Source organism: Nonomuraea sp. NPDC001699, from assembly GCF_053596455.1.
The window spans coordinates 94,926-118,651 of record NZ_JBSFGF010000002.1 but is presented as its reverse complement, the minus strand read 5'-3'; the positions used below and the strand labels follow the sequence as shown (position 1 = coordinate 118,651).

Here is a 23,726-nt window from a genome sequence, read left to right as displayed (position 1 = left end):
CGGTGATGCGGGGCGGCCTGTCGCCGTCCCGGGTCGCGACGTGGGAGAAGAACAGTTGCTCACCTTGGCGGTGGCCAGGGCGGTGCGTGGCGCCGAGCCCTTGGTCGCGGCGGAGATCAGGCGTGCCCGTCTCGGGGCGGTCGTCGGCGTCCGTCGTCGGGAGGTGTGGTTCGAGACCAGGCCCGGAGCCGGGCTCCTGGGGTTGCGCACGGCGGACGACGTGCTGCTGGCCGCGGCCGTGGTGGACGGGGTCGGCCACGGCCGCTCCGCGCTCGCCCGGCTGGCGCGGGCGGCCCGCGGGATCGCCCCCGACGGGTCCGGACCCTCCGATTCTTCCAGCGTCTCCGGCATGGAGGTGTCGGCCTCGTTCGCAGGACGCCGCAACTACACCAGGTACGACATCGAGGACGCCGTCGGCCACGAGCTGGCCCGGTCGTGGCGGCTGCGCTACCACTCCCGGCGGGACGGCGGCCGGCCGCCGTCGGGGGCGATGGCCTGGCGGGTGACGATCGAGGGCGACCTGGCGGTGATCGCCCGGCGGGCCGGGGATCGGCCGCTGCACCGCAGGCCGTACAAGACGTCCTCGATCCCGGGCACGCTGCACCCGCCGCTGGCCGCCGCGATGGCCCGGCTGGCCGGGCTGGACGCGGCGGACTTCCGGGGCGTCGTGCTCGATCCCTGCTGCGGTGCGGGCACGACGCTCATCGAGGCGCACGCGCTCGCGCCGCACGCCGGGCTCGCCGGGTTCGACCGCGACCCGGCCGCCGTCGCGGCGGCGGCCGCGAACGCGCGGGCGGTCCTGTCCGCCGCCGCTCCCGGCCCGTTCCGCTGGGGGCTCGCCGACGCCGGACGGCTCCCGGTCGCGGACGGGAGCGTGCGGCGGGTGCTGGTGAACCCGCCTTGGGGACGCCAGGTGCCGCCGCGCGGCCTGCTCGGGCACGGCCTGGACCCGCTGTGGCGGGAGCTGCGCCGGGTGCTGGAACCCGGCGGCCTGGCCGTGGCGCTGCTCCACGACGATCCCGGCGCCGGCGGCGGGACGCCGGCCGGGTTCGGGGTCGAGGAGGCGGTCCAGGTGAGCCTGTCGGGGCTGCACCCGGTGATCACCGTGCTCAGGAGACGGGCCGGATGAGCCTGTCGGGGCGGCACGCGGTGACCGCCGTGCTCAGGAGGCGGGGCCGAGCCAGTCGAGGATGAGGCGGTTGACCTCCGCGGGCCGCTCCAGGTGCAGGAAGTGGCCCGCGTCCGCCACCTGCTCGGCCCGCGATCCCGGCGGCAGGCTCCCGGCCGCGTCCTTGGCCATCTCCACGCCCATGCACCCGTCCCGTTCACCGTGCAGGTAGAGGACCGGGCCCGCGATGGCCGGGTCGACGTCCGGGTAACGGCCCGAGGGGGGCGTGGTGCCGAGCGCCGCGCGGTAGTAGCCGATGGCCGCCGTCAGGTTGGCGGGCTCCCCGAGGCTGCGCCGGACGAACTCCAGGTCCTCGGCCGGGTCGTAGCCGGGCGACCAGTCCCGCCACAGCCGTTCGAGGAAGGCCGGGTCGGCGGCGGCGCTCTCGGCCAGCACGGTCTGGAACAGGAAGATGTAGAACGACCGCTTGAGCTGCTCGTAGGCCAGCAGCCCGGGAAGCTGCGCGCCCGGCGGCGGCACCGCGAGCGTGACGGCCCTGCGGAAGCGCCCGGCCAGGGCGTAGGCGGGGAAGGCCCCCCAGTCGTGCCCGACGATGACGGCGTCGTCGCCGCCGCCCAGCTCCTCGTGCAGCGCGCGCACGTCGGCGACCAGGGCCGCCTCCTCGTACGCGCCGTCGGCCGGGACCTCGGTGGGCGCGTAGCCGCGGCTGAACGGCGCGACCGCGCGGTAGCCGCGTTCGGCCAGCTCGGGCATCAGGTGCCGCCAGGTGTGGGCGGTGTCGGGGAACCCGTGCAGGCACAGGGCCAGCGGCCCCTCCCCCACGGTCAGATACGCGAACTCCACACCGTTGGCGTGGATCGTCCTGATCTCCATGAATGCGAAACCTAGCATTCGCCCTCTTCCGGCGGGGAGAAGTGGGCGTCAGCCGACCTCCGGCCAGTCCCAGCCGAGCTGGAGGAACAGGCCCAGCCGGTCGCTGACCGCGCGGATCTCGCTGATGCGCCCTTCGCGCAGGGTCACCAGGAAGATCGCCTCGACCTCGAAGCTGCGCCCGGTGGGGACGGGCATGCGCGGGTGGGTGCCGGAGTGCGTGCCCGACATGCGGATCCTGGCTACCAGCTTCTCCCCCTCGGCGACGACCTCCTCGACTTCGATGTGGAACGGGTCGAACGCGTCGAGCTGCATCCGGATGCCCTCGAAGGCGGCGCCGGGCTCGTCCGGCTCGCCGAAGATGATCTTGTTGTGGTCGACGACGTCGGGGGCCAGATAGGCGCCCAGGTCGTCGAGGCGGCGTTCGTTGACGGCGGCGAAGAACTCGGCGATCACGACCGGAACCCTCTCTCTTACGGTGTAAGACGGGAGTATCTTACGGTGTATGAGAGAGCGGATGTCAAGGGAGCGGGTGCTGGAGGCGGCGCTCGACCTCATCGACCGCGAGGGCGCGGCCGGGCTGTCGATGCGCAAGCTGGGCAAGGAGCTCGGCGTGGAGGCTATGACGCTCTACTACTACGTGCCGAACAAGGACGCGGTCCTCGACGGGCTGGTCGAGCTGGTGCTCTCCCGCGTCACCGTCGAGCCGTCGGGCGACTGGCGGGTGTGGGCGAAGGCGTTCGCCGAGTCGATCAGGGCCGAGCTGCTGCGGCATCCCGCGCTCATGCCGGTGGTGGCGATCAGGCCGGTGGCCACGCCGGGCGCCCTGGGCATGGTCGAACGCGCCGCCGCCGCGCTGACCGGGGCGGGATTCACCGCCAAGGAGGCGCTGCACGTGATCAACGCGGTGTCCACGTTCGTGATCGGGCACACGCTGGCCGAGGCGGGCCCGGACAGCCCGGAGCAGCCCGACCTGGACCTGGCGGACTATCCGGTGCTGGCGCGGGCGGTCGCCGACGGCCTCGGCACGCCCGAGGACCACCGGGAGCGCTTCGACCTGGCCGTCGAGGCCCTGCTCAGCGGACTTGCTCCGCGAACCCCCGCAGCAGGCACGCCAGCCCGAACTCGAACTGCTCGCTGAAGCTCAGGTCGTCGGCCTCGGCCACCCGCCGGTTGAACTCCGGATAGGCGCCACCGGCCATCACCTCGCGGACGTAGGGGCCGATCGCGGCCCGCCACTCCTCCTCCGACAACCCCGTACGGCGCCGCGCCTCCTGCTCGGCCAGCTCCTTGGCCACCGCGCCCAGCACGTAGTCGCCGATCACCCCGATCACGGCGGCGGCCCGCGTGATGTCGGAGGTCAGCGGCCGGACGGCGGACAGGGCGTGCTCCACCCGGCGCAGCGAGTTGGGCCCGAGCGCCGGCCTGCTGGTCATCAGCGCGGCCAGCCACGGATGGCGCAGCACGCCCGCGCGCTGGTCACGGGCCACCCCGGCCAGGTCGGCCCGCCAGTCGCCGGTCAGCTCGCCAGGAGCGCCCTCGCCCCACACCGCGTCGACCATCAGGTCGAGCAGTTCGTCGCGGTTCTCCAGGTAGCGGTAGAGCGAGGTGGTGCCCGACTTGACCTCGGTCGCCACCCGGCGCATGGACACCGCGTCGAGGCCCTCGGCGTCGGCCACCGCGATCGCGGCCCGCACGATCGCCTCGACGCTCAGGGCCTGACGCTTCGGCGCGTACGGCTCGCGACTCCAGACCAGTGACATCCGGCTCCCCCCTCTGGCCTTCATCGTACGCCTGTGGTTACAGTGTTCCCATGACGGAAACAGTGTTCCCACATACGCATGACGTCCTGATCGTCGGCGGCGGCAGCGTCGGACTGAGCGCGGCCGTGTTCCTCGCCCGTCACGGCGTGCGCGCCCTGGTCGTCGAGCGCGAGCCCGGCCCACGGGCGCACCCCCGCGCCACCGGCCTCGGCCCGCGGACGGTCGAGCTGCTCCGCGAGGCGGGCCTGGAGCAGGCCGTGAACGAGGTGGCCGTCGACATGTCCGTCGCGACCCTCGGCAAGATCACCGTGGACACCCTGGCCGGCGCCGACCTCGCCGCGATCGCGGCCGGCCTGCCCACCCGTACGCAGGCGTTCGACACGATGACCTATACGCCGGCCCGGCTGCGCGGGGTCTGCCCGCAGAACCGGCTGGACCAGGTGCTGCTCGACGCCGCCCGTGAGCGCGGCGCGCGGGTCGCGTACGACACCGAGCTGCTCTCCCTGGAGCAGGACGCCGACGGCGTGACGGCGGTCGCCTCCGGCCCGGACGGCACCCGCACCCTGCGCGCCCGCTACGTGATCGCCGCGGACGGCGTGCGCAGCGGAGTGCGCGCCGCGCTCGGCATCGGCGTGACCGGCCCCGGCACGCTCGGCCCCGAGCTGCACAACGTCATGTTCCACGCCGACCTGAGCCACCTGACCGGCGAGTACGGCTTCGCACTCGCCGAGATCACCAACCCTGAGGCGCCCGGGATGCTCATGGCGATCGACGGCGCGACCGAATGGGTCTTCCACACCGCCCAGGAACCGAGCCCCGACCTGCTCAGGACCGCGATCGGCGACCCCGGGCTGAAGGTCGAGATCGTCAGCGTGCTCGGCTGGCGGGCCCGCGGCCAGATCGCCGACCGGTTCCGGGAGGGGCGGGTCTTCCTGGCCGGCGACGCGGCGCACGCCGTGCCGCCGACGGGCGCGTTCGGGCTGAACACCGGGGTCGCCGACGCGCACAACCTGGCCTGGAAGCTGGCCCGGGTGTTGTCCGGCCGGTCGGCGCCCGCGCTGCTGGAGAGCTACCACGACGAGCGGCGGCCGATCGCGCTGCTGGCGATGGAGCAGTCGCTGCTGCGGATGCGGGACCTGCGGATGCACTTCGGCCACGGCCCGGAGGCCGCCCGGCTCAGGGCGGCGGCGGGCGCGGTCAACGCCCCGATCGTGCATCTCGGCTACCGCTACGGCGGCCCGTCGGCGGCCGAGGGGCTGCCCTCGACCGAGGACGTGACGCTCTGCCTCGACGGCTCGCCCGGCTCACGGCTGCCGCACGTGTGGATCGGCGAGCGTTCCACCCTCGACCTGGTCGGCCCCGATTTCAGCGTGTTCACCGGGACGCCGGTGCCCGATCCCGGCGTCCCGGTGCACGTGGTCGAGGGCTGGCCGTACGGGACCGTGCTGGTGCGGCCGGACGGGTTCGTGGCCTGGCGCGGCGAGGACGACGCCCTGGCCGAGGCGGTCAGAACGTGTACGGCAGGTGCTTGATGCCGTTGATGAAGTTCGACAGCAGGAAGTCGGGCTCACCGGCCGTCCGGATGCCGGGCAGGCGGGTGAACAGCTCGCGGAACATCACGCTCATCTCCCTGCGTGCCAGGTGGGCGCCCAGGCAGTAGTGGGGCCCCGGGCCGCCGAAGCCGACGTGCGGGTTGGGGTCGCGGGTGATGTCGAAGACGTCCGGGTCGGTGAAGACGGACTCGTCGCGGTTGGCCGAGTTGTAGAAGAGCAGCACCTTGTCGCCCTTCTTGTACGGCACGCCGTTCAGCTCGTGGTCCCGGGTCAGCGTGCGGCGGAACTGGATCACCGGAGTCGCGTAGCGCACGATCTCGTCGCACGCCTTGCCGATGCGCGCGTCGAAGTCGGCCAGCAGCAGGTCGCGCTGGCCGGGATGGTCGGTGAACAGCTTCAGGCCGTAGGCGATCGCGTTGCGGGTGGTCTCGCTGCCGGCGACCACCAGCAGGATGAAGAACGAGCCCAGCTCCTGCGGGCTGAGCCGCTCCTCGCCGCCCACGAGCAGGCTGACCAGGTCGCCGGTCGGCCGTCTGCGGCGCTCGTCGCCGAGGCGGGCGGCCATGCGGTTCAGCGAGTAGCCGGCGTGCAGCAGCCTGGCCAGGCCGCGGGCGACGTTGACGCGGCTGAAGTTCGGGGCGATGCCGGTGTACTCGGGGTCGGCGTTGCCGAGGATGACGTTGGTCCGCCGCAACACGAGGTCATGAAATTTCGGCGGGATGCCCATCATGTCGCAGATGACCCGTACGGGGAGCCGGGCGGCGACCTGCGCCACGAAGTCGTCCGGCCCTCGCTCGATCGCCTCGTCCACGATCTCGGCGGCGGCCCTGGCCAGGTCCTCCTCCATCTTGGACAGGATGCGCGGGGTGAAGGCCCTGGAGACGATCCGGCGCAGGCGGGCGTGGCGGGGGTCGTCCATATTGATCATGGAACCGAAGTAGACGCTGAGCCAGCGCGGCATGTCGGGGATGCTGTTGGAGCACGGCTCGCTGCTAAAGACGGCCGCGTTCCTGCTGGCCTCGGTCACGTCGGCGTGCCGCACGAGGGCGTGGTAGCCGGGGCCGCCGCCGATGAACGGCACGGTCTGCTCCGGCACGAAGAGGGGCCGTTCGAGCCCCCGCAGCCGCCGGAAGGTCTCCAGGCGGTCGGCCTGCGGCAGCCCCCAGAACGGTATCTGCGAGATGTCCAGATCCGTGGAGAGCGTCATACCGTACAAGCCTTGGGCAAGTGCTCACTTACGTCAAGGTCCGCCGGGGCGCGGCGCCCGGCTACCGGTTCCCGAGGATCAGCTCGGAGCCCTTCTCGCCGATCATGATCGCCGGGGCATGGGTGTGGCCGCGGTTGAGCGTCGGCATGACCGACACGTCCACCACCCTGAGCCCTTCGAGGCCGCGCACCCTGAGCGACGGGTCCACGACCGACCCCTCGTCCGTGCCCATCCGGCAGGTGCCGACGGGGTGGTAGAGGGTCTCGCCGCGCTCGCGCACCCACTGGGCCAGCTCCTCGTCGCTCTCCGGCCCCCAGTACGGCGCCATCGGCCCGCCCGCGTACCGCTTCATCGCGCTCGTCGCGAACACCTGCTTGGCCGTCCTCAGCCCGGCGACCAGGCGTTTGACGTCGGCCTCCGCGCTCAGGTAGCCGGGGTCGATCAGCACGTCCCGGCCGTTCAGCCCGACCCGGCCGCGGCTCTCCGGCTGCAGGAGCACGACGCCGACGGTCAGGCCGTGCCCGGTCGGCGGGGTGAGCCCGTGGTTCACGAACGGGCCGGGGGCGAAGACGAGCTCGATGTCGGGGGCGGGCTCCTCGTCCGAGGTCCGGACGAAGGCGACCGCCTCGCCGACGTTCGTGGTGAGCATGCCCGAGCGCAGCACGACGTAGCGCAGCAGGTTCACCAGGGACTCGGCCTTGGTCAGGGTCACCGGCTCCTTGCACTCGACGTACACGCCGGAGGCGAGGTGGTCCTGGAGGTTCTTGCCGACCTCGGGCAGCTCGCGCACGACCGGCACCCCCGCCTCGCGCAGCTCCTCGGGCGCGCCCACCCCCGAGCGCATCAGCAGGTACGGCGAGCCGATCGCCCCCGCCGACAGGACGACCTCCTTGGCCGCCCTGACCAGGGTGCCGCCGCTGTGCTCGATGCCGACGGCGCGGGCGCCCTCGAACACCACGCGGTCCACGCCCGCCCCGGTGAGCACCGTGAGGTTGGGCCTGGCGGCGGCCGGGCGCAGGTAGGCGTCGGCCGCGCTCCACCGGCGGCCGCGGTTCTGGGTGACGGGCGTGGGGCAGCAGCCCTCGTTGGAGCGGCCGTTCAGCTCGTCGAGCCGGGTCAGGCCCAGTTCCTCGCAGGCCCGCAGGAAGGCCGCCGTGGTGACGTTGGGGCTGCGCAGCTCGGAGACGTAGAGCGGGCCGGAGGTGCCGTAGACGCCGCCGTGGTTGCTGCCGACGCGCTGCTCGGCCCTGGTGAAGTACGGCAGCACCTCCTCGTACGTCCAGCCGGGCACCCCCCACTGGTCGTAGTCCTCCTGGCAGCCGCGCACCCACATCTGGGCGTTGAGCGAGGACGAGCCGCCGATCACCCGGCCGCGCGGCCAGTAGAGCTCGCGGCCGGACATCTCGTCCTGCTTGGCCGTCGTGAAGTTCCAGTCGTAGTCGGTCTTGAACAGCTTGGCGAACCCGGCGGGCATGCGGATCTCCAGCTTGTCGTCATGCCCGCCCGCCTCGACCAGCGCCACCGACACCGACGGGTCCGCCGACAGCCGGTTGGCCAGCACGCACCCGGCGGACCCCGCTCCGACGATCACGTAGTCGTACTGCATGAGCACTCCAGGGGGCTAAGTAACCTTCCACTTGCTTACTCCAGGTGAGCTGGCGCGTCCATATGCATCTGTAACCTCTGTTACCTACTGCGGCCCGCGTTCAGCGGGCCGCAGCAGGGCCGAATGAAATTCGCCCTACCGGTCGGTATGTAGGGGCTGCCAAGATGGCGGCAAGCGCGTACAGAGGAGGAAGGCGTTCATGCTCAACTTGTCGGTCGTCCTGGAGGACAGCGCCAGAAACAACCCCGACGGCACGGCGATCGTCTTCGGTGACATGCGCCTGCCGTACGGCATGATCGACACTGTCGCCCGCCAGGTGGCGAACCTGCTGGTGTCGCGCGGCATCGGCAAGGGCGACAAGGTGGCCCTGGCCTGCCCCAACCTGCCGTACTTCCCGTTCGTCTACTTCGGCATCCTCAAGGCCGGCGCCACCGTGGTGCCGCTGAACGTGCTGCTGCAGAGCCGGGAGATCGCCTACCACCTCGACGACAGCGACGCCAAGGCGCTGTTCTGCTTCGAGGGCTCGCCGGAGCTGCCGCTGGGCGAGCGCGGCAAGGCGGGGTTCGAGGCCGCGGACGGCTGCGAGCACTTCTTCGTGCTGCCCGCCACCCCGCTGGCCACCGAGTCCCCGTACGGCGAGACGGTGTGGGCCGCGCTCAACGGCGTGCCGGCCGACTTCGAGACCGTGCAGACCGCCCCCGAGGACACCGCCGTGATCCTCTACACCTCGGGCACCACCGGCCAGCCCAAGGGCGCCGAGCTCAGCCACCAGAACATGCTGATGAACGCGCTGATCAGCGACAGGATGTTCCCCCGCTCCGAGGGCGGCGACACCTATCTCGCGGTGCTGCCGCTGTTCCACTCCTTCGGCCAGACGACCGTCATGAACACCGCCTTCATGCGCGGCGCGACCGTCGTGCTGATGCCGCGCTTCGAGCCGGGCGAGGCCCTCGACCTCATGCGCAAGGAGAACGTGACGACCTTCGCCGGCGTCCCGACGATGTACTGGGGCATGCTGACGAAGATCCACGCCGAGGGCGCCGAGGCGCCGCGGAGCCTGAAGGTGGCCGTGGCCGGCGGCGCGTCCTCGCCGGTCGAGGTGCTGAAGGACTTCGAGAAGACCTTCGGCTTCGGCATCCTGGAGGGCTACGGCCTGTCGGAGACCTCCCCGGTGGCCAGCTTCAACCAGCTCGGCCGGCCCACCAAGCCCGGCACGATCGGCACGCCCATCTGGGGCGTGGAGATGAAGCTGATCGACGGCGACTGGAAGACGGTCGAGGGCGAGGGCCCCGGCGAGATCGCCATCCGCGGCCACAACGTCATGAAGGGCTACTACGGCCGCCCTGAGGCGACGGCCGAGGTGATCAAGGACGGCTGGTTCCGCACCGGCGACATCGCCACCCGCGACGCCGACGGCTACTACGCGATCATCGACCGGGCCAAGGACATGATCATCCGTGGCGGCTTCAACGTCTACCCGCGTGAGCTGGAGGAGGTGCTCATGACCCACGAGGCCGTGTCGCTGGCGGCCGTCGTGGGCGTGCCGCACGAGTCGCACGGCGAGGAGGTCAAGGCGTACGTCATCCGCACGCCCGGCTCGTCGGTCACCGAGGACGAGCTGATCGCCTGGGCCAAGGAGAACATGGCCGCCTACAAGTACCCGAGGATCGTCGAGTTCCGCGACGCCCTGCCGATGACGGCCACCGGCAAGATCCTCAAGCGCGAGCTCCGCTGACCGGCCCCGCCGACCACGAGGGCGCGGGCGCGAGCCCGCGCCCTCATCTTTCCTGACAGCGGGCCGGCAGACGATCAGGAAGAGGTTCTGGAGTGTCCACCGATCCGAGCGCGGTCTTCCGCCGCTACCTGGGCGCGATGGTGCTCAACAGCCTGGCCGCCGCCGAGGCGGCCGGGCTCAACGCCACCGACTACTACGCGCTCAACCTGCTCGACCTGCACGGGCCGCTCACCTCCGGCGAGCTGGCCGTGCAGACCGGGCTGACGACCGGCGCCACCACGCGGCTCATCGACCGCCTGGAGAAGGGCAGGTTCGTACGGCGCGTGCCCGACCCCGCCGACCGGCGCAAGGTGATCGTCGAGGCGGTCGCCGAGCCGCCGGGCCTCGACGCCGTGCTGGCCGGCACCAGGAGCAGGCTGGCCGGCCTGGTCGGGGCCTACTCCGAGGCCGAGCGGGCCACGCTGTTCGACTACTTCGGCCGCGCCGCGTCCGCCTACCGGGACGCCACCGACGAGATCGTCTCGTCCCGGCGCGGCTGATGCGGCCGCTCGCGCTGTTCGACCTGGACAACACGCTGATCGACCGGCTGGCCGCGTTCCGGCTGTGGGCGGCCGAGTTCGCCGCGGGGCGCGGGCTGGGCCCGGACGCCGTCACCTGGCTGGTACGGCTGGACGCCGACGGATCCGTGCCGATGGACCTCTTCTTCGCCCGCGTACGCGAACGCTTCGCCCTGGCCGAGCCCGTCGAGGAGCTGTGGCGGGACTACCGGGCCAGGCTGCCGTTCCTGGTGGAGTGCCGGGCCGAGGTGCTGGCGGGGCTCGACCGGCTGCGGGCGGCCGGGTGGGCGGTCGGGATCGTGACGAACGGGATGGCCGACAACCAGACGGGCAAGATCCGGCGTACCGGGCTGGCCGAGCGGGTGGACGGGTGGGCGATCTCCGGCGCGGAGGGCGTGCGGAAGCCCGATGCGCGGCTGTTCGAGATCGCCGCCGGCCGGTGCGGGGCCGTGCCGGCGGGTGGATGGATGGTGGGCGACGACCCGGACAAGGACGTCGCGGGCGGACGCGGCGCCGGAATGCGGACGATCTGGATCGACCGCGGGACGGGCGTGGCCCGCCCCCAGGCGGACGTGACGGTGGAGGACGTGCTCGCGGCCATGGAGGCGTTGACCGGGATGCCGGGGAGCGGGGGCGGTCGCTAGCGTGGGCTCATGCGTAGCAAGCCCGCGGATCTGGACGAATCGCTGCTGACGTCCGCCCTGGAGGCGTGGGGGATCGAGGCCGCCGGGCCGGCGTACGCGCCGGTGGGCTTCGGCGACCACCACTGGATCGCGACCGGCGCCGACGGACGGCGCTGGTTCCTCACCGTCGCCACCCTGCCCGCCGAACCGGACGAACGCGGCTCGCGGGCGGCGTTCCGGGAGCTGGGGAGGGCGCTGGAGACGGCGGCGGCGCTGTCCGCGTCCCTGGGGTTCGTGGTCGCGCCCGTGCCGGACCTCGACGGCGGCGCGCTGCTCCGCCCGCTCGCCCCCCGGTACGCGCTGAGCGTCTTCCCCTTCGTCGAGGGCGTCACCGGCGACTTCGGCAACGAGCCGAGCGACCAGGAACGCGCCCAGGTCATCGACCTGCTGGCCGAGCTGCACGCCACCCCCTCGCCCCCGTCGGCCCCGCTGCGCCCGCTGGAGCCGGCCGGACGGGCGGCGCTGGAGCGGGCCCTCGCCGAGACCGGCCGCCCGTGGACCGGCGGCCCGTACGCCGAGCGCGCCAGAGCCCTGCTCGCCCGCCACGCCGGAGCCCTGCGCGCCCGGCTGCGCGACTTCGACCGCGGATCGCGCGACCTCGGCCCTCTCGTCGTCACCCACGGCGAACCGCATCCGGGCAACCTGCTCCGGCACCGGGGCCGCTGCCTGCTGGTCGACTGGGACACCGTCGGCCTGGCCGTACCGGAACGGGACCTGTGGCTGGTCGCCAGGACCCCCGACGACCTGGCCAGGTACGCGGCCGCCACCGGCCGTACGCCCGACCCCGCCGCCCTGGCCCTCTACCGGCTGCGCTGGAGCCTCGACGACGTCGCCGGGTACGTCGCCTGGTTCCGCGCCCCGCACGGCCACACCCGCGACGCCGAGCTGAGCTGGCAGTTCCTCACCGGCGCGGTCGATGACCTGGCCGACGGCGTGGCCTCCGCCCTTTAGCCCCGACATGCCCGCATACTGGCACCACTCCCCTCATGCACGACCTGCTTCGCCTGTCCCCTGAGGAGGAGATCATGAGGTTTTGGGTGGTCGCCGGCGCGTTGACGGCACTGCTCGCGGACCCCGCCGCGGTCGCCGTCGCCTCCGCCGGGCTGCCACTCCCGGACGACCCCGTCATGGAGGACGGCACCGAGCGCTCCGAGAACGAGACCAACCCGCAGGGCGCCCGTCCGTCCACCAAGGGCGGCACCTGGACGGGCATCAAGGTGCGCCCGCGCCGTCCGCGCCAGGACAGCGACGTACGCGTGCTCATCCACTGCGACGACGGCGCGACCGACGCGGTCGTGTCCGCCAAGCCCTTCAACCCGCCGGGCTCGTTCCTGCCCGCCACGGCGCTCGGCGTCGGCCTGAAGAACGGCCGCGGCTTCGACACCAAGTACATCGCCTACGACGCGCTGCTCGGCCCGCGCGTGGTCAGGCTCCAGTGTGTGCGCATCAAGATGCTGGAGCACCCGCGCAGGCGGATCGTCCGGCTGGTCAGCCGGGACAGCACCGTCGTCCTCGTCCGGCCGTTCAGGAAGGACCACTACTGAGCGCGCTCGCGTTCAGTCCCCGATCAGCTCCGCGAGCACCGCGGCCTCGCTGATCTCGGGCTGCTTCGTCGCGGTGAGCAGGGTCAGCGTGCCCTTCCCGGCGAGTTCGCGCAGGTGCGCCACCGCCTCGGCCCGCTCCGGCTCGGCCAGCTCGCTCCGGTAGCGGTGGCCGAACTCCTCGAACCGGTCGGGGTCGTGCTTGTACCAGGTGCGCAGCTCGGTCGAGGGGGCCACCTGCTTGCACCATTCGTCGAGGTGGGCGTCGGCCTTGGCCAGCCCGCGCGGCCACAGCCGGTCGACCAGCACCCTGGCGCCGTCGTCCGGCTCGGGCTCCTCGTAGACCCGGCGCACCCGCACCTTGTTCCCAACCGTCACCGTCGCCCCCCTTCTCCCCCCGGGCGGGTCGGGAGAGGGCCGAGGGCCCTCTCCCCGTCCGTCACGGCCAGTTGACCGCCGGGCGCAGCTGCACGCCGGACCGGCCGTCGTCGTCGAGCTTGACGCCCAGCACCTGGTGGAGCTGGACCTTGTTACGCTCGAAGCCCACGATGCAGCCGGCCATGTACAGGGCCCACACCCGGGCCGTGCCCATCCCGACCTCCTGGACGGCCTCGTCCCAGTTGGCGTCGAGGTTGTCGCACCAGTGACGCAGGGTCTTGGCGTAGTGCTCGCGCAGGTTCTCCTCGTGGCGGATCTCGAAGCCGATGTCCTCCATCTGCCTGACCAGCCAGCCCACGGACTCCAGCTCGCCGTCGGGGAAGACGTAGCGGTTGATGAAGCCGCCCTTGTTGAACGTCTTCTCCTTGCCCGTCGGACGGGTGATGCAGTGGTTGAGAATGCGGCCGCCGGGCTTGAGCTTGCCGTACAGGAACTCGAAGTACGACGGGACGTTGTCCTTGCCGATGTGCTCGGTCAGGCCGATCGAGCTGACGGCGTCGAAGCCGGTCTCGCGCACGTCGCGGTAGTCCATGAAGCGCACCTCCGCGAGGTCCTGGAGACCCGCGTCGGCGATCGCCTTTTGGGCCCACTCGGCCTGCTGGCGGCTCAGGGTCACGCCCAGGGCCTTGACGCCGTAGTGCTTGGCGGCGTGGATGACCATGCCGCCCCAGCCGCAGCCGACGTCGAGCAGGCGCATGCCGGGCTTGAGGTCGAGCTTCCTGGCCACCAGGTCGAACTTGGTGTACTGGGCCTCCTCCAGCGTCGCGCCCTCCTCGGGGTAGGTCGCGCACGTGTAGGCCATGGACGGCCCGAGCACCCAGCGGTAGAACCGGTTGGACACGTCGTAGTGGTGGTGGATCGCCTCGGCGTCACGCTGCTTGGCGTGGCGCGAGCCGAGCCGGGCCAGGGCGCTCTGACGCACCTCCTGCGGAGGCGGCGGCACCCGCATGAGCAGCGGCTTGACGCCCAAGGACCGCACGGCCGCGAGCTTCTCACCCGTGGTCAGGTCGTTGGTGGTGATGTTCCACATACGATCGAGCAAGGTGTACAGATCGCCATGCACGTCGATGTGACCGGAAATGTACGCCCTGGCCAGGCCCAGCTCCCCAGGGGCCTGCGCCAGGTAGGCCACCGCGATGGGCGACTTGACCTCAAGGCCGAGATCGGCGCCGTCAGGACCGGCCTTGCTGCCGTCGTAGGCCATGAACGAGATGTTCGCGTCAGAGCCGACGATCTTCTCAAAGATGCTTGCGAGAGCCATGCTCACCTTCCCCGTACACACTTTTCGTACAGGTCCAGCAGGCGACCGTTCGGGTCGTATTCCCGCTTGACCGGCCAATAAGCATCACCGTTGTACAGCTCCCAGAACTGCTCACGGGCGTAGAAGGAGGTCGAGTAGAGCGACTTGTGGCCGTCCAGCTCGTGCACCGAGTCCTCGATGAGCTTGTTGTAGTAGCCGTCGAACTGGCCGCGCGGCAGCGGGACCATGCCCCAGAAGCCGAAGTTGACGTAGAGCTTGCCGGGCTCCAGCGGGTACAGCGGCCAGCGGGAGCTCGCCCGCAGCGGGCACATCCACACGGGGGTCATGCCCACCTTGTCGTGGAAGAACTCCAGGAACTGCGCGCCGCGCTCGATGGGCACCTCGACGTCCTGGATGACCGACTCCTGGACGGGCTGGTCGCGCCACCGGTCGATGCGGGCGGTCAGGCCGGTCCGCCGGTCGAGGGCGACCAGCCTGCGGTAGACGTCGGAGCGCATCCAGCGGCGCGGCATCAGCGAGCGGACCACCGGCTGCTGCACGCCGAACGCCCGCGAGCACCAGAACCAGTCGGTGTCCCAGCGCCACAGGTAGTCGTGGATGCTCAGCCAGTCGCGGCTGCGCTGCCTGATCGACTGGTAGTAGATGCGCATGCCGGTGTAGTCGGAGACGTAGGGCGCGCGGTCGGCGAAGCGGCCAAGCGTGATGTACATCTCCTCCGGGTCGAAGAAGACGCCGTCCACGAAGTCGACCTGCTCGCCGTCGTGGACCATGCTGTCGCTGATCTCCTGCATGGCCAGCATGCACTTGGCCGCGTCGGTGAACCTGATGTGCGTCAGGTGCACGTACGGCTGGACCTTGCGGAGCTTGATCCGGATGCGCAGCGCGTAGCCGAGCGTCCCGTAGGAGTTGGGGAAGGCGCGGAACAGATCCTGGTGCTCGTTGTCGTCACGGGCCACGATGATGCGGCCGTCGCCGGTGAGGATCTCCAGTTCCTCCACCGACTCGTGCGGAAGGCCGTCCCTGAAGCTGGTCGACTCGATGCCGAGGCCGGTGACGGCGCCGCCGAGCGTGATCGTCTTGAGCTGCGGCACCACGTACGGCATGAGCCCGTGCGGCAACGTGGCCTCGACCAGGTGCTCGTACGTCGTCATGCCCTGGACCTCGGCCGTCATCGTCACCGGGTCCACGCTGATGACTTCGTCCAGGTCCCTGGCCGACAGCTTGGCCGTCTTGCCCCCGTCACGGAACCTGAACAAGTTGGACGTGGACTTGGCCAACCGGGGAGCGGCGTCGCCGGGGATCTCGGCGTAGGACTGCCGGATCTGCTCTACTGCCCGTTGGTGTGTCGACATCGTCGTCGTCACGGAAGCACCCCCTTGAGCTGGTAGAGATCGTCCGTAAGACCGTATCTCCCACGGGGCGACTCGAACAGACCGGGGTCGTTAAAGACACGAAAACTGTTCATCGTGCCAGGTGAAACGCCTATATGGCAGGTGAATGCGGAAATCTCCTGCGTACGACGGGTGAGACCCCGTTGAGGACGGCACGCACCTCTCGCCCCTCCAGTGCCGCCGCGAGGTTGTCCAGCGTCGCCGTGAGCAGGCGCGTCGTCGCCTCGGGCGTCACCCCGGCGGCGTGCGGCGACAGCAGCACGTCCGGCAGGTCGCGCAGCGGATCGCCGGCGGGCAGCGGCTCGGTGTCGAACACGTCGAGCGCGGCCCCGCCGAGGTGCCCGTCGCGCAGCGCGGCGACCAGCGCCGCCTGGTCGACGACGCCGCCCCTGGCCGCGTTGACCAGCAGCGCGCCCTGCTTCATGCGGCGCGGGTCGATCAGCCCGCGGGTCTCCTCCGACAGCGCGATGACCACGACCAGGACGTCGCTGGTGGCCACCAGCGTCTCCAGGTCGGCGCGGCCGGGCGCCTGCCGCGGGGACCTGGTCCAGTAGGAGACCTCGCAGCCCAGGGCGCCGAACAGGCGGACGCAGTTCTCGCCGATCGGGCCGTAACCGACGACGCCGACCCGGCGGCCGCTCAGCTCGCGCGGCCTCAGCCCCTGCTGCGGCCACTCCCCCGCGCGTACGGCGGCGTCGGCGGCCCCCAGCCTGCGCGACAGCGACAACGTGGCCGCCAGGCACCACTCCGACACCGCGACGGCGCTGACGCCCGGCGTGTTGGCCAGCGGCACCCCGGCCTCGGCCAGGGCGGCCAGGTCGTGGCCGTCGACGCCCACCGAGGGCTGCTGCACGAAGGCCAGCGCGGGCGCGTGCTTGACCGCCTCGGCGTCGAGCACGAGCGTGGAGGTCCAGTCGCCGAGCACGATCTCGGCCTCGGGCAGCGCGGCCAGCAGCCCGGCCCGGTCGCGGGTGGCGGGCACGCGGACCGTCACCCGGTCGCCGAGCGGGGCGAGCAGGCCGCGCGTCGCCTCCTCGGGCAGCGGCGGCAGGGCGAGCAGGTTCCAGGGGCTCATGCCTTCACCGTAAAGCTGTCGATCACCTGTCGCATCAGCCCCCTGTTGCGCAGCCACTGGTCCTGGGCGACCGTCCAGGACACAATGTAGGCCGTCTCGCCGGACACCACCGCGCGGCGCACCTCGTGGTAGGTCATGCCGGGCCTGATCCAGCCGGTGCCCGCGGCGCTGGCCGCGGTCCAGGAGAACTCCCACTCGACCGCCTTGACGCCCCGGTGGACGACCACGCGGCGGCCGCGGCTGATCACCTCCTGGCCCTCCTCCCGCAGCGTCTCCTCCGAGTCGCGCAGGATCTGGTTGGCGTCGAGGCTGGAGAACAGGGCCTGGACGCCGAGGTGGGCGTTGCCGTCGCGGCGCGTCCACTCGGTGGAGGACTCGCGCAGCGCGCCCCGCCAGCCGATCGGGCGCAGGATCGACCAGCCGTCCCGCGAGGTCCACGCGCGCACGAGCGGGCGCACCCGGCGCACGGTCGGCGTCGGGGTGGCCGACGGCGTCCGGCTCGTCGTGGGCTCCTGTGAGGGGGACGGCGTCAGCGGGCTGGCCGCGGCGGCCGGCTGGGCGGTGCGCGGTGCGCCCTCGGCGGGCGGGGCGAGCTTGAAGTAGGCCACGGCGCCGCCCGCGACGAGCACCACGGCCGCCGCGGCCACGGCCAGCACGGCCCGTCCGCGGCCGCCGCCGCCCGGCTTCTTCTCCGGCAGGTCGGCGTAGGCCGGCTTGGCCGCCACCTCGATGGCGGCGAGCAGCCGGTCGGCCTCCTCGGCGTCCACCCGCTCGGCGGGCTCCTTGCGCAGCAGGCCCTTCAGGACCGGATGCATGATCGGCGGGATGCGCCGGTAGTCGGGCTCCTCGTTGAGCAGCGCGTTGAGGGTCGCCATGGCCTCGCCGCGGTCGAAGGGCGAGCGGCCCACCATGGAGGCGAACAGCGTCGCGCCGAGCGACCACAGGTCGGAGGGCGGCCCGGCCTCGTCGGCGCGCACCCGCTCGGGGGCGAGGAAGCTGGGCGAGCCGGTCACCATGCCGGTCCTGGTCAGCGAGGCGTCGCCCTCGACCGTGGCGATGCCGAAGTCCATCAGCACCACGCGGCCGTCGTCGGCGATCAGGATGTTGGCGGGCTTGACGTCCCTGTGCAGGATCCCGGCCTCGTGGGCGGCCTTGAGCGCCGACAGCACCTGGCGGCCCACGTCGGCCGCCTGCCGTACGGGCAGGGCTCCGGAGGTGGCCACGACCTCTTCCAGCGAGGGGTGCGCGACCAGCTCCATGACGATCCAGGGCCGCCCGCCCTCCTCGACCACGTCGTAGACCGCGACCACGGAGGGGTGATTGAGCTTGGCCGCCGTACGGGCCTCGCGGGCGGTGCGCATGAGGTGGCGCTCCTGCTCGCCCGGCGACAGCCCCTCGGGCAGCAGCACTTCCTTGATGGCCACCTGCCGGTTGAGCAGCGTGTCGTAGCCCTCCCAGACGACGCCCATACCCCCGCGGCCCAGTTCGCGCAGTAACTGGTAGCGCCTGGCGACTAGCTGGTTGCTCTCCGAAACCATGTCCTACCCCTGTAGCGGCGCGAGCGCCTGCTGCAGACAGCCGCTGGACGCCGGCGATCTGTAGACCACCCGAACAGTGGGCAAGTTTCCCATACCTCCCACGAGTTCGCGGGGAGGACGCAGGAAAGGCCGCTTGCCACGACTCGCCGAAGGTTGTTCTACTGGGGCAGGTTCTGAGCCCCCTTGTGACGCTGTCGAGGAGATGTCCATGTCGAAGGGTAGTGGCGGTCCGCTGGCCGGAGTGCGCGTTCTGGAGCTCGCGGGGCTGGCCCCGGGGCCGTTCGCCGGGATGATGCTGGCCGACCACGGCGCCGAGGTGTTGCGGGTCGACCGGGTGAAGGCGGTGTCCGACAGACCCCGTACGGACGTCATGGACCGCGGCAAGCGGACGATCGGCCTGGACCTGAAGTCGCCCGAGGGCGTGGCCGCCTTCAAGGAACTGGCCCGCAACGCCGACGTGGTGATCGAGGTGTTCCGCCCCGGCGTCGCCGAACGGCTCGGCATAGGCCCCGCCGACCTGCACGCGGTGAACGAGCGGCTGATCTACGGCCGGATGACCGGCTGGGGCCAGGACGGCCCGCTCGCGCCCACCGCCGGCCACGACATCGACTACATCGCGATCTCCGGCGTGCTGTCGATGCTCGGCCGCGAGGACGACCGGCCGACCCCGCCGATCAACATCCTCGGCGACTTCGCCGGCGGCGGCCTCATGCTGGCCTACGGCGTGCTGCTGGCCCTGTTCGAGCGCGAGCGCACCGGGAAGGGGCGCGTGATCGACGCCGCCATGGTGGACGGCGCCGCCGTGCTGTTCTCGATGTTCTACCAGGCCGCGCAGAGCGGCTTCTGGGGCCCGCGCGGCACCAACCTGCTCGACACCGGCGCCCCCCAGTACGACACCTACGAGACCGCCGACGGCGGCCACGTGGCGGTCGGCTCGCTCGAACCGCAGTTCTGGGACGCCATGGTGAACCTGATGGGCCTGACCGGCCTGCCCGACAGGAACGACAGGACGCAGTGGCCCGCCCTCAAGGCCCGGCTGGCCGAGGAGTTCGCCAAGCGCACCCGCGCCGAGTGGGAGGCCCTGTTCGAGGGGTCGGACGCCTGCGTCTCCCCCGTCCTGTCCATGGCCGAGGCCGCGCGGCACCCGCACAACGTCGCCCGGGGGACGTTCACCGAGGTCGGCGGCGCGACCCAGCCGATGCCCGCGCCGCGCCTGCTCGGCACGCCGGCCCCGGACCTGTCGCCGGCCACGCGCCTCGCGGACCTGTCCGCCTGGGGGTTGTCGGCGGAGGAGGCGGACAAGCTGCGCGAGCAGGGCGTCCTGGCCTGAGCCGGCATTCCCGGGCGTGCGTTCGGTCAGGGGCGTGACGGCGTTCTCTGGGCGTTCCTGGGCGCTCGTCAGGGGTGTGACGGCGTCGCCGGGCATGTGTGGGCCGTGTAGTCCTTGAGGGTGATCGAGTCGTGCAGGCGCACGCCCTTGCTGCTGATCTTGGTCGCGGCCCTGGTGAGGGCGACCGGCACGTGGCTGACCAGCCGGATGCCCTGGGTGAGCGCCCACAGGTCGAACCGGCTCCCCGGCACGATGCCCCTGGCCGCACGGCGGGCGAACGAGCGGCTGCGGCGCACGTAATCGCCCATCTCGGCCTCATAGGCGGGGTAGGCGGTCCGGTGGTCGCCGCCGTGCGCGGCCAGCTCGCCCGCCAGCACGTACGCCCCCACCACCGCCAGGCTCGTGCTGCCGCCCACGGCCGGGCCCGGGCAGTAACCGGCGTCCCCGGCCAGCGTCACCCGGCCACGCGACCAGGAGTCGAGCCTGAGCTGGGTGATGGAGTCGAAGTAGAAGGCGGGCGTGCGGTCCAGCTCGTCCAGGATTCTGGGGACCTGCCAGCCCAGGCCGCCGAACCGCTCGCGCAGCAGTTCCTTCTGACGGGCCACGTCCCGGTGGTGGTAGTCGAGCGGCTCCGGCGTCCTGAACAGGAAGCCGGCCCGCGCGTCGTCCATGTGCGCGGCGCTGTACACGGCGGCCATCCAGCCCTCGCCCGCCATGGCCTCCATCCGGCCGTCCAGGTCCAGGAAGTTGGGGACGGAGGCGACGGCGAGGTAGGCGCCGATCCAGGAGGTGAAGCGCTCCTCGGGGCCGAAGGTCAGGCGGCGCACGTTGGAGTGCAGCCCGTCGGCGCCGATCACCAGGTCGAAGCGCTCCTGCCGGCCACTGTCGAAGCACACCTCGCCGTCCTCGGAGATCGAGGCGATGGAGTCGCCGAAGACGTAGGCGGCGTCGTGGCGGGTCGCCTCATGGAGGACCTCGCTCAGGTCGTCGCGCATGATCTCGACGTGCCGGTCGGAGACGGCCGTGAGGACGCGGCGCAGCTCCAGTTCCACGGGCCGCGCCCGGCCCTCCCGGTGGACCCTGAGCCAGTCGGTGCCGGTCTTCTTCGCCATGATCGGCCTCAGGACGCCCATTTTCTCGACGATGTCCATGGCCGGTTTGAACAGGTCGACCGCGTGGCCGCCCGACTTCCTGAGCGCCGGGGCGCGTTCGACGACCGTGACCTCGAAGCCGTACCTGGCCAGCCAGTACGCCAGCACCGGCCCGGTGACGCTGGCTCCCGAGACGAGGACCTTCATGGCCGCTCTCCTTACTTAACGGTTGGTAAGTCCACGCTAGCACGCGTCCTTACTTAACGGTAGGTAAGGGATAAACTTCTGCCATGCCCAGTGACACCAAGTCCCGCATCCAGGCGGTGGCCCGCGAGCTGTTCGCCGAGCAGGGCGTGCAGAACACCAGCCTGCGCCAGATCTCCGACCGGCTGGGCATCACCAAGCCCGCGCTCTACTACCACTTCGCCTCGCGCGACGACCTGGTGCGCAGCATCGTGCAGCCGCTGGTGGAGGACTTCGAGCGCTTCACCGCCAGGCGGCAGCCCGGCGACCCGCGCGCGCTGCTCGACGACTACTTCGAGCTCATGTGGCGCCACCGCGACGTGACCGGGATGATGGTGCGCGACATCTCGATCCTGTCCTACCTCGATCTCGGTCAGCGCATGTTCGAATGGCGGCGCGAGCTGATCGCCCTGCTGCTCGGGCCCGACCTCACGCAGGCCCAGCAGATCCGGGCCACGGTGGCGCTCGGCGGCATGGCCGACTGCACGGTCGAATACGCCGGCCTCCCGTTGGAGGACGTCAAACCGACGGCCGTCGCAGCGGCAGCCGACGCCCTCGGCCTCTGACCCGGCCGACCACGCGAACCTCGCCCCCTCACCCCCTCGCCAAGCGACCTGAACGGCCGCGCCCTCAGGGTGCGGCCGGGACGGCCGCGTGGAGGTCGGCGCCTTCGGGGGTGACCTGGACGGTCGGCGCCCTCGGGGTGTGACCTAGACGGCCACGTAGAGGTCGGCGCCCTCGGGGTGGTGGACCTCCAGGTCCGTGGTGAAGGCGCGGGAGGGCTGGCCGCCCGACTCGGTGAACTGCCACACCTGCTGCCACGCCTCGATCAGCGCCTGCGGCATCGGCCCGCGGGCCTGCAGCCGCAGCGACTTGGCGATCGGCACGCGCACCGCCACCATGCCCTCGGGCAGCCGCGGCACCGTGCGCACGCCGATTCCGACGATCTGCGTATAAGCGCCGGTGTGGTCGCTCTCGTAGTCGGTGAGCACCGCGTAGAGGTTCTCGTCGACACGGCCCGGCACGTGCGCGAAGGCCCCCGGCGCGCCCGCCCGCTGCCACAGCGCGGGCAGCGTCGCCCGCGCCGGATCCGCCTCGTCGGCGTTCGTCGTGCGTACGGCGAAGCCCACCACGGTCAGCTCGGCCCGTTCGACGATATCCACGACTTCCCTCCCCCAAATGTGTCCCCGGCCGATCATAAGCCCCGGAGAAAGGGGGAAACCCCTTGTTGAACCTGTCACCCCATAAGATGGATGAACGTGAAGTTTCTCAATGACCAAGAGCCTCGTTACGATTTGACTTACAGCGACGTGTTCATGGTGCCGTCGCGCTCCTCGGTCGGATCGCGGCTCGCGGTCGACCTCTCCACGAACGACGGCACGGGCACCACCATCCCCCTCGTCGTCGCCAACATGACCGCGGTCGCCGGCCGCCGCATGGCCGAGACCGTGGCCCGCCGCGGCGGGATCACCGTGATCCCCCAGGACATCCCCCTCGACGTCGTCGCCGAGGTGGTCGACTGGGTCAAGAAGCGCGACCTGGTCCACGACACCCCGCTCACCCTCACCCCGCACGACACCGTGGGCGAGGCGCTGCAACTGCTGCCCAAGCGCGCCCACAACGCGGTCATCGTCGTCGACTGGGACAACCGTCCCGTCGGCGTGGTGACCGAGGCCGACTGCCAGGGCGTGGACATGTACACGCAGCTGTCCGAGGTCATGTCGAGCGAGCTGCTGACGCTGCCCGCCGGGCTCGACCCGCGCGCCGCCTTCGACCGCCTGCACGGAGGACGTCACCGCCTCGCGCCCATCGTGGACGAGGACGGCCGGCTGGTCGGCATCCTCACCCGTACGGGCGCGCTGCGCGCCACGCTCTACCAGCCCGCACTCGACGCCCAGGGCCGCCTGCGCATCGCCGCGGCCGTCGGCGTGAACGGCGACGTCGCCGCCAAGGCCAAGGAACTGCTGGAGGCCGGGGCCGACTGCCTGGTCGTGGACACCGCCCACGGCCACCAGGAGAAGATGATCGCCGCCCTGCGCGCGGTACGGGCGCTCGACCCCGGCGTACCGGTCGCGGCGGGCAACGTGGTGACCGCCGAGGGCGTGCGCGACCTGGTCGAGGCGGGGGCCGACATCCTCAAGGTCGGCGTGGGGCCGGGCGCCATGTGCACCACGCGGATGATGACCGGCGTCGGGCGTCCGCAGTTCTCGGCGGTGCTCGAATGCTCGGCCGAGGCCCGCCGTCTCGGCAGGCACGTCTGGGCGGACGGCGGCGTCCGGCACCCTCGGGACGTGGCGCTCGCGCTGGCCGCCGGGGCGTCCAACGTGATGATCGGCTCGTGGTTCGCCGGCACGTACGAGTCGCCCGGCGACGCTCGTACCGACGCCGACGGGCGCAAGTACAAGGAGAACTTCGGCATGGCCTCCTCGCGGGCCGTACGGCTCAGGACCGCCGAGGACTCCGCCTACGACCGGGCCAGGAAGGCGCTGTTCGAGGAGGGCATCTCGACCTCGCGCATGTACCTCGACCCCAAGCGGCCCAGCGTGGAGGACCAGATCGACGGGATCGTCGCGGGCCTGCGGTCGTCGTGCACGTACGCGGGCGCGGCGAACCTGGAGGAGTTCCACCGCCAGGCCGTCGTCGGCATCCAGAGCTCGTCGGGCTACGCGGAAGGCATGCCTCTGCACCAAAGCTGGTGACCCACCCGGCACCCTC

General features: G+C 71.7%; 23 protein-coding genes. 11 read left to right on the top strand and 12 right to left on the bottom strand.

What is annotated here, in order from left to right:
* Window positions 1-55 precede the first annotated feature (55 nt).
* Window positions 56-1,129, top strand: a complete 1,074-nt coding sequence (locus ACWCSU_RS06045) for a methyltransferase domain-containing protein (RefSeq protein ID WP_449933890.1) — start codon at window positions 56-58, stop codon at window positions 1,127-1,129.
* Window positions 1,130-1,162: 33 nt separating this feature from the next.
* Here ACWCSU_RS06045 and ACWCSU_RS06040 read toward each other — a convergent pair whose 3' ends face one another.
* Window positions 1,163-2,020 carry an alpha/beta fold hydrolase gene (locus ACWCSU_RS06040; protein WP_449933886.1) on the bottom strand — a complete coding sequence of 286 codons (858 nt, stop codon included), beginning with the start codon at window positions 2,018-2,020 and terminating at the stop codon, window positions 1,163-1,165.
* A gap of 30 nt (window positions 2,021-2,050) precedes the next feature.
* Window positions 2,051-2,455: an ester cyclase gene (locus tag ACWCSU_RS06035; RefSeq protein WP_449933884.1), complete on the bottom strand. Its 405-nt coding sequence runs from the start codon at window positions 2,453-2,455 to the stop codon at window positions 2,051-2,053.
* Window positions 2,456-2,504: 49 nt separating this feature from the next.
* Here ACWCSU_RS06035 and ACWCSU_RS06030 point away from each other — a divergent pair, with 49 nt between their 5' ends.
* Window positions 2,505-3,140, top strand: a complete 636-nt coding sequence (locus ACWCSU_RS06030) for a TetR/AcrR family transcriptional regulator C-terminal domain-containing protein (RefSeq protein WP_357698676.1) — start codon at window positions 2,505-2,507, stop codon at window positions 3,138-3,140.
* Here ACWCSU_RS06030 and ACWCSU_RS06025 read toward each other — a convergent pair.
* Window positions 3,076-3,762, bottom strand: a complete 687-nt coding sequence (locus ACWCSU_RS06025; RefSeq protein WP_449933882.1) for a TetR/AcrR family transcriptional regulator C-terminal domain-containing protein — start codon at window positions 3,760-3,762, stop codon at window positions 3,076-3,078. The genes ACWCSU_RS06030 and ACWCSU_RS06025 overlap by 65 nt on opposite strands.
* A 50-nt stretch (window positions 3,763-3,812) precedes the next feature.
* Between ACWCSU_RS06025 and ACWCSU_RS06020 the strand changes: the two genes are divergently transcribed.
* A complete protein-coding gene (locus ACWCSU_RS06020) occupies window positions 3,813-5,294 on the top strand; it encodes an FAD-dependent oxidoreductase (RefSeq protein WP_449933880.1) in 1,482 nt (493 codons plus the stop codon).
* On the opposite strand, the gene ACWCSU_RS06015 is transcribed toward ACWCSU_RS06020, so the two are convergent.
* Window positions 5,269-6,522 (bottom strand): cytochrome P450, encoded by a 1,254-nt coding sequence (locus ACWCSU_RS06015; protein ID WP_449933878.1) that lies wholly within the window; start codon window positions 6,520-6,522, stop codon window positions 5,269-5,271. The two genes, ACWCSU_RS06020 and ACWCSU_RS06015, sit on opposite strands and share 26 nt — an antisense overlap.
* A gap of 61 nt (window positions 6,523-6,583) precedes the next feature.
* Window positions 6,584-8,128: a GMC family oxidoreductase gene (locus ACWCSU_RS06010; protein WP_449933876.1), complete on the bottom strand. Its 1,545-nt coding sequence runs from the start codon at window positions 8,126-8,128 to the stop codon at window positions 6,584-6,586.
* Window positions 8,129-8,327: 199 nt separating this feature from the next.
* Here ACWCSU_RS06010 and ACWCSU_RS06005 point away from each other — a divergent pair, with 199 nt between their 5' ends.
* The 5 genes from ACWCSU_RS06005 (at window position 8,328) to ACWCSU_RS05985 (ending at window position 12,647) form a co-directional block, all read left to right on the top strand.
* On the top strand, window positions 8,328-9,863 hold the full coding sequence (locus tag ACWCSU_RS06005; RefSeq protein WP_449933874.1) for a long-chain-fatty-acid--CoA ligase: 1,536 nt from the start codon (window positions 8,328-8,330) through the stop codon (window positions 9,861-9,863).
* A gap of 92 nt (window positions 9,864-9,955) precedes the next feature.
* A complete protein-coding gene (locus ACWCSU_RS06000; protein ID WP_449933872.1) occupies window positions 9,956-10,402 on the top strand; it encodes a MarR family winged helix-turn-helix transcriptional regulator in 447 nt (148 codons plus the stop codon).
* The gene (locus tag ACWCSU_RS05995; protein ID WP_449933870.1) at window positions 10,402-11,064 is read left to right on the top strand and encodes an HAD family hydrolase; all 663 of its coding nucleotides are present in this window, start codon (window positions 10,402-10,404) and stop codon (window positions 11,062-11,064) included. The genes ACWCSU_RS06000 and ACWCSU_RS05995 overlap by 1 nt, the downstream gene beginning before the upstream one ends.
* 9 nt (window positions 11,065-11,073) lie before the next feature.
* Window positions 11,074-12,054, top strand: coding sequence for a phosphotransferase enzyme family protein (locus ACWCSU_RS05990; protein WP_449933868.1), 981 nt, complete (start codon window positions 11,074-11,076; stop codon window positions 12,052-12,054).
* Between the two features lie 74 nt (window positions 12,055-12,128).
* Window positions 12,129-12,647 (top strand): hypothetical protein, encoded by a 519-nt coding sequence (locus ACWCSU_RS05985; protein ID WP_357698699.1) that lies wholly within the window; start codon window positions 12,129-12,131, stop codon window positions 12,645-12,647.
* Window positions 12,648-12,659: 12 nt separating this feature from the next.
* On the opposite strand, the gene ACWCSU_RS05980 is transcribed toward ACWCSU_RS05985, so the two are convergent.
* The 5 genes from ACWCSU_RS05980 to ACWCSU_RS05960 form a co-directional block, all read right to left on the bottom strand.
* Window positions 12,660-13,022: a DUF488 domain-containing protein gene (locus ACWCSU_RS05980; RefSeq protein ID WP_449933865.1), complete on the bottom strand. Its 363-nt coding sequence runs from the start codon at window positions 13,020-13,022 to the stop codon at window positions 12,660-12,662.
* 61 nt (window positions 13,023-13,083) lie between these two features.
* A complete protein-coding gene (locus ACWCSU_RS05975; protein WP_357698703.1) occupies window positions 13,084-14,343 on the bottom strand; it encodes a cyclopropane-fatty-acyl-phospholipid synthase family protein in 1,260 nt (419 codons plus the stop codon).
* Between the two features lie 2 nt (window positions 14,344-14,345).
* Window positions 14,346-15,695, bottom strand: coding sequence for an FAD-binding oxidoreductase (locus ACWCSU_RS05970; RefSeq protein WP_357698705.1), 1,350 nt, complete (start codon window positions 15,693-15,695; stop codon window positions 14,346-14,348).
* 130 nt (window positions 15,696-15,825) lie between these two features.
* Window positions 15,826-16,809: an NAD(P)-dependent oxidoreductase gene (locus ACWCSU_RS05965; protein ID WP_449933863.1), complete on the bottom strand. Its 984-nt coding sequence runs from the start codon at window positions 16,807-16,809 to the stop codon at window positions 15,826-15,828.
* Complete coding sequence (locus tag ACWCSU_RS05960; RefSeq protein ID WP_449933861.1) at window positions 16,806-18,347, bottom strand: serine/threonine-protein kinase; 1,542 nt, start codon at window positions 18,345-18,347, stop codon at window positions 16,806-16,808. Before ACWCSU_RS05960 ends, ACWCSU_RS05965 begins: the two co-directional genes overlap by 4 nt.
* Window positions 18,348-18,555: 208 nt before the next feature.
* Between ACWCSU_RS05960 and ACWCSU_RS05955 the strand changes: the two genes are divergently transcribed.
* The gene (locus tag ACWCSU_RS05955; protein WP_449933859.1) at window positions 18,556-19,677 is read left to right on the top strand and encodes a CaiB/BaiF CoA transferase family protein; all 1,122 of its coding nucleotides are present in this window, start codon (window positions 18,556-18,558) and stop codon (window positions 19,675-19,677) included.
* 68 nt (window positions 19,678-19,745) lie between these two features.
* Here ACWCSU_RS05955 and ACWCSU_RS05950 read toward each other — a convergent pair whose 3' ends face one another.
* Complete coding sequence (locus ACWCSU_RS05950; protein WP_449933857.1) at window positions 19,746-20,975, bottom strand: FAD-dependent monooxygenase; 1,230 nt, start codon at window positions 20,973-20,975, stop codon at window positions 19,746-19,748.
* Window positions 20,976-21,058: 83 nt separating this feature from the next.
* On the opposite strand from ACWCSU_RS05950, the gene ACWCSU_RS05945 reads away from it, so the two are divergent.
* Window positions 21,059-21,577, top strand: coding sequence for a TetR/AcrR family transcriptional regulator (locus tag ACWCSU_RS05945; RefSeq protein ID WP_357698719.1), 519 nt, complete (start codon window positions 21,059-21,061; stop codon window positions 21,575-21,577).
* Between the two features lie 144 nt (window positions 21,578-21,721).
* On the opposite strand, the gene ACWCSU_RS05940 is transcribed toward ACWCSU_RS05945, so the two are convergent.
* Complete coding sequence (locus ACWCSU_RS05940; protein WP_357698721.1) at window positions 21,722-22,174, bottom strand: GyrI-like domain-containing protein; 453 nt, start codon at window positions 22,172-22,174, stop codon at window positions 21,722-21,724.
* 96 nt (window positions 22,175-22,270) lie between these two features.
* On the opposite strand from ACWCSU_RS05940, the gene ACWCSU_RS05935 reads away from it, so the two are divergent.
* A complete protein-coding gene (locus ACWCSU_RS05935) occupies window positions 22,271-23,710 on the top strand; it encodes a GuaB1 family IMP dehydrogenase-related protein (RefSeq protein WP_357698723.1) in 1,440 nt (479 codons plus the stop codon).
* Window positions 23,711-23,726: the final 16 nt, after the last annotated feature.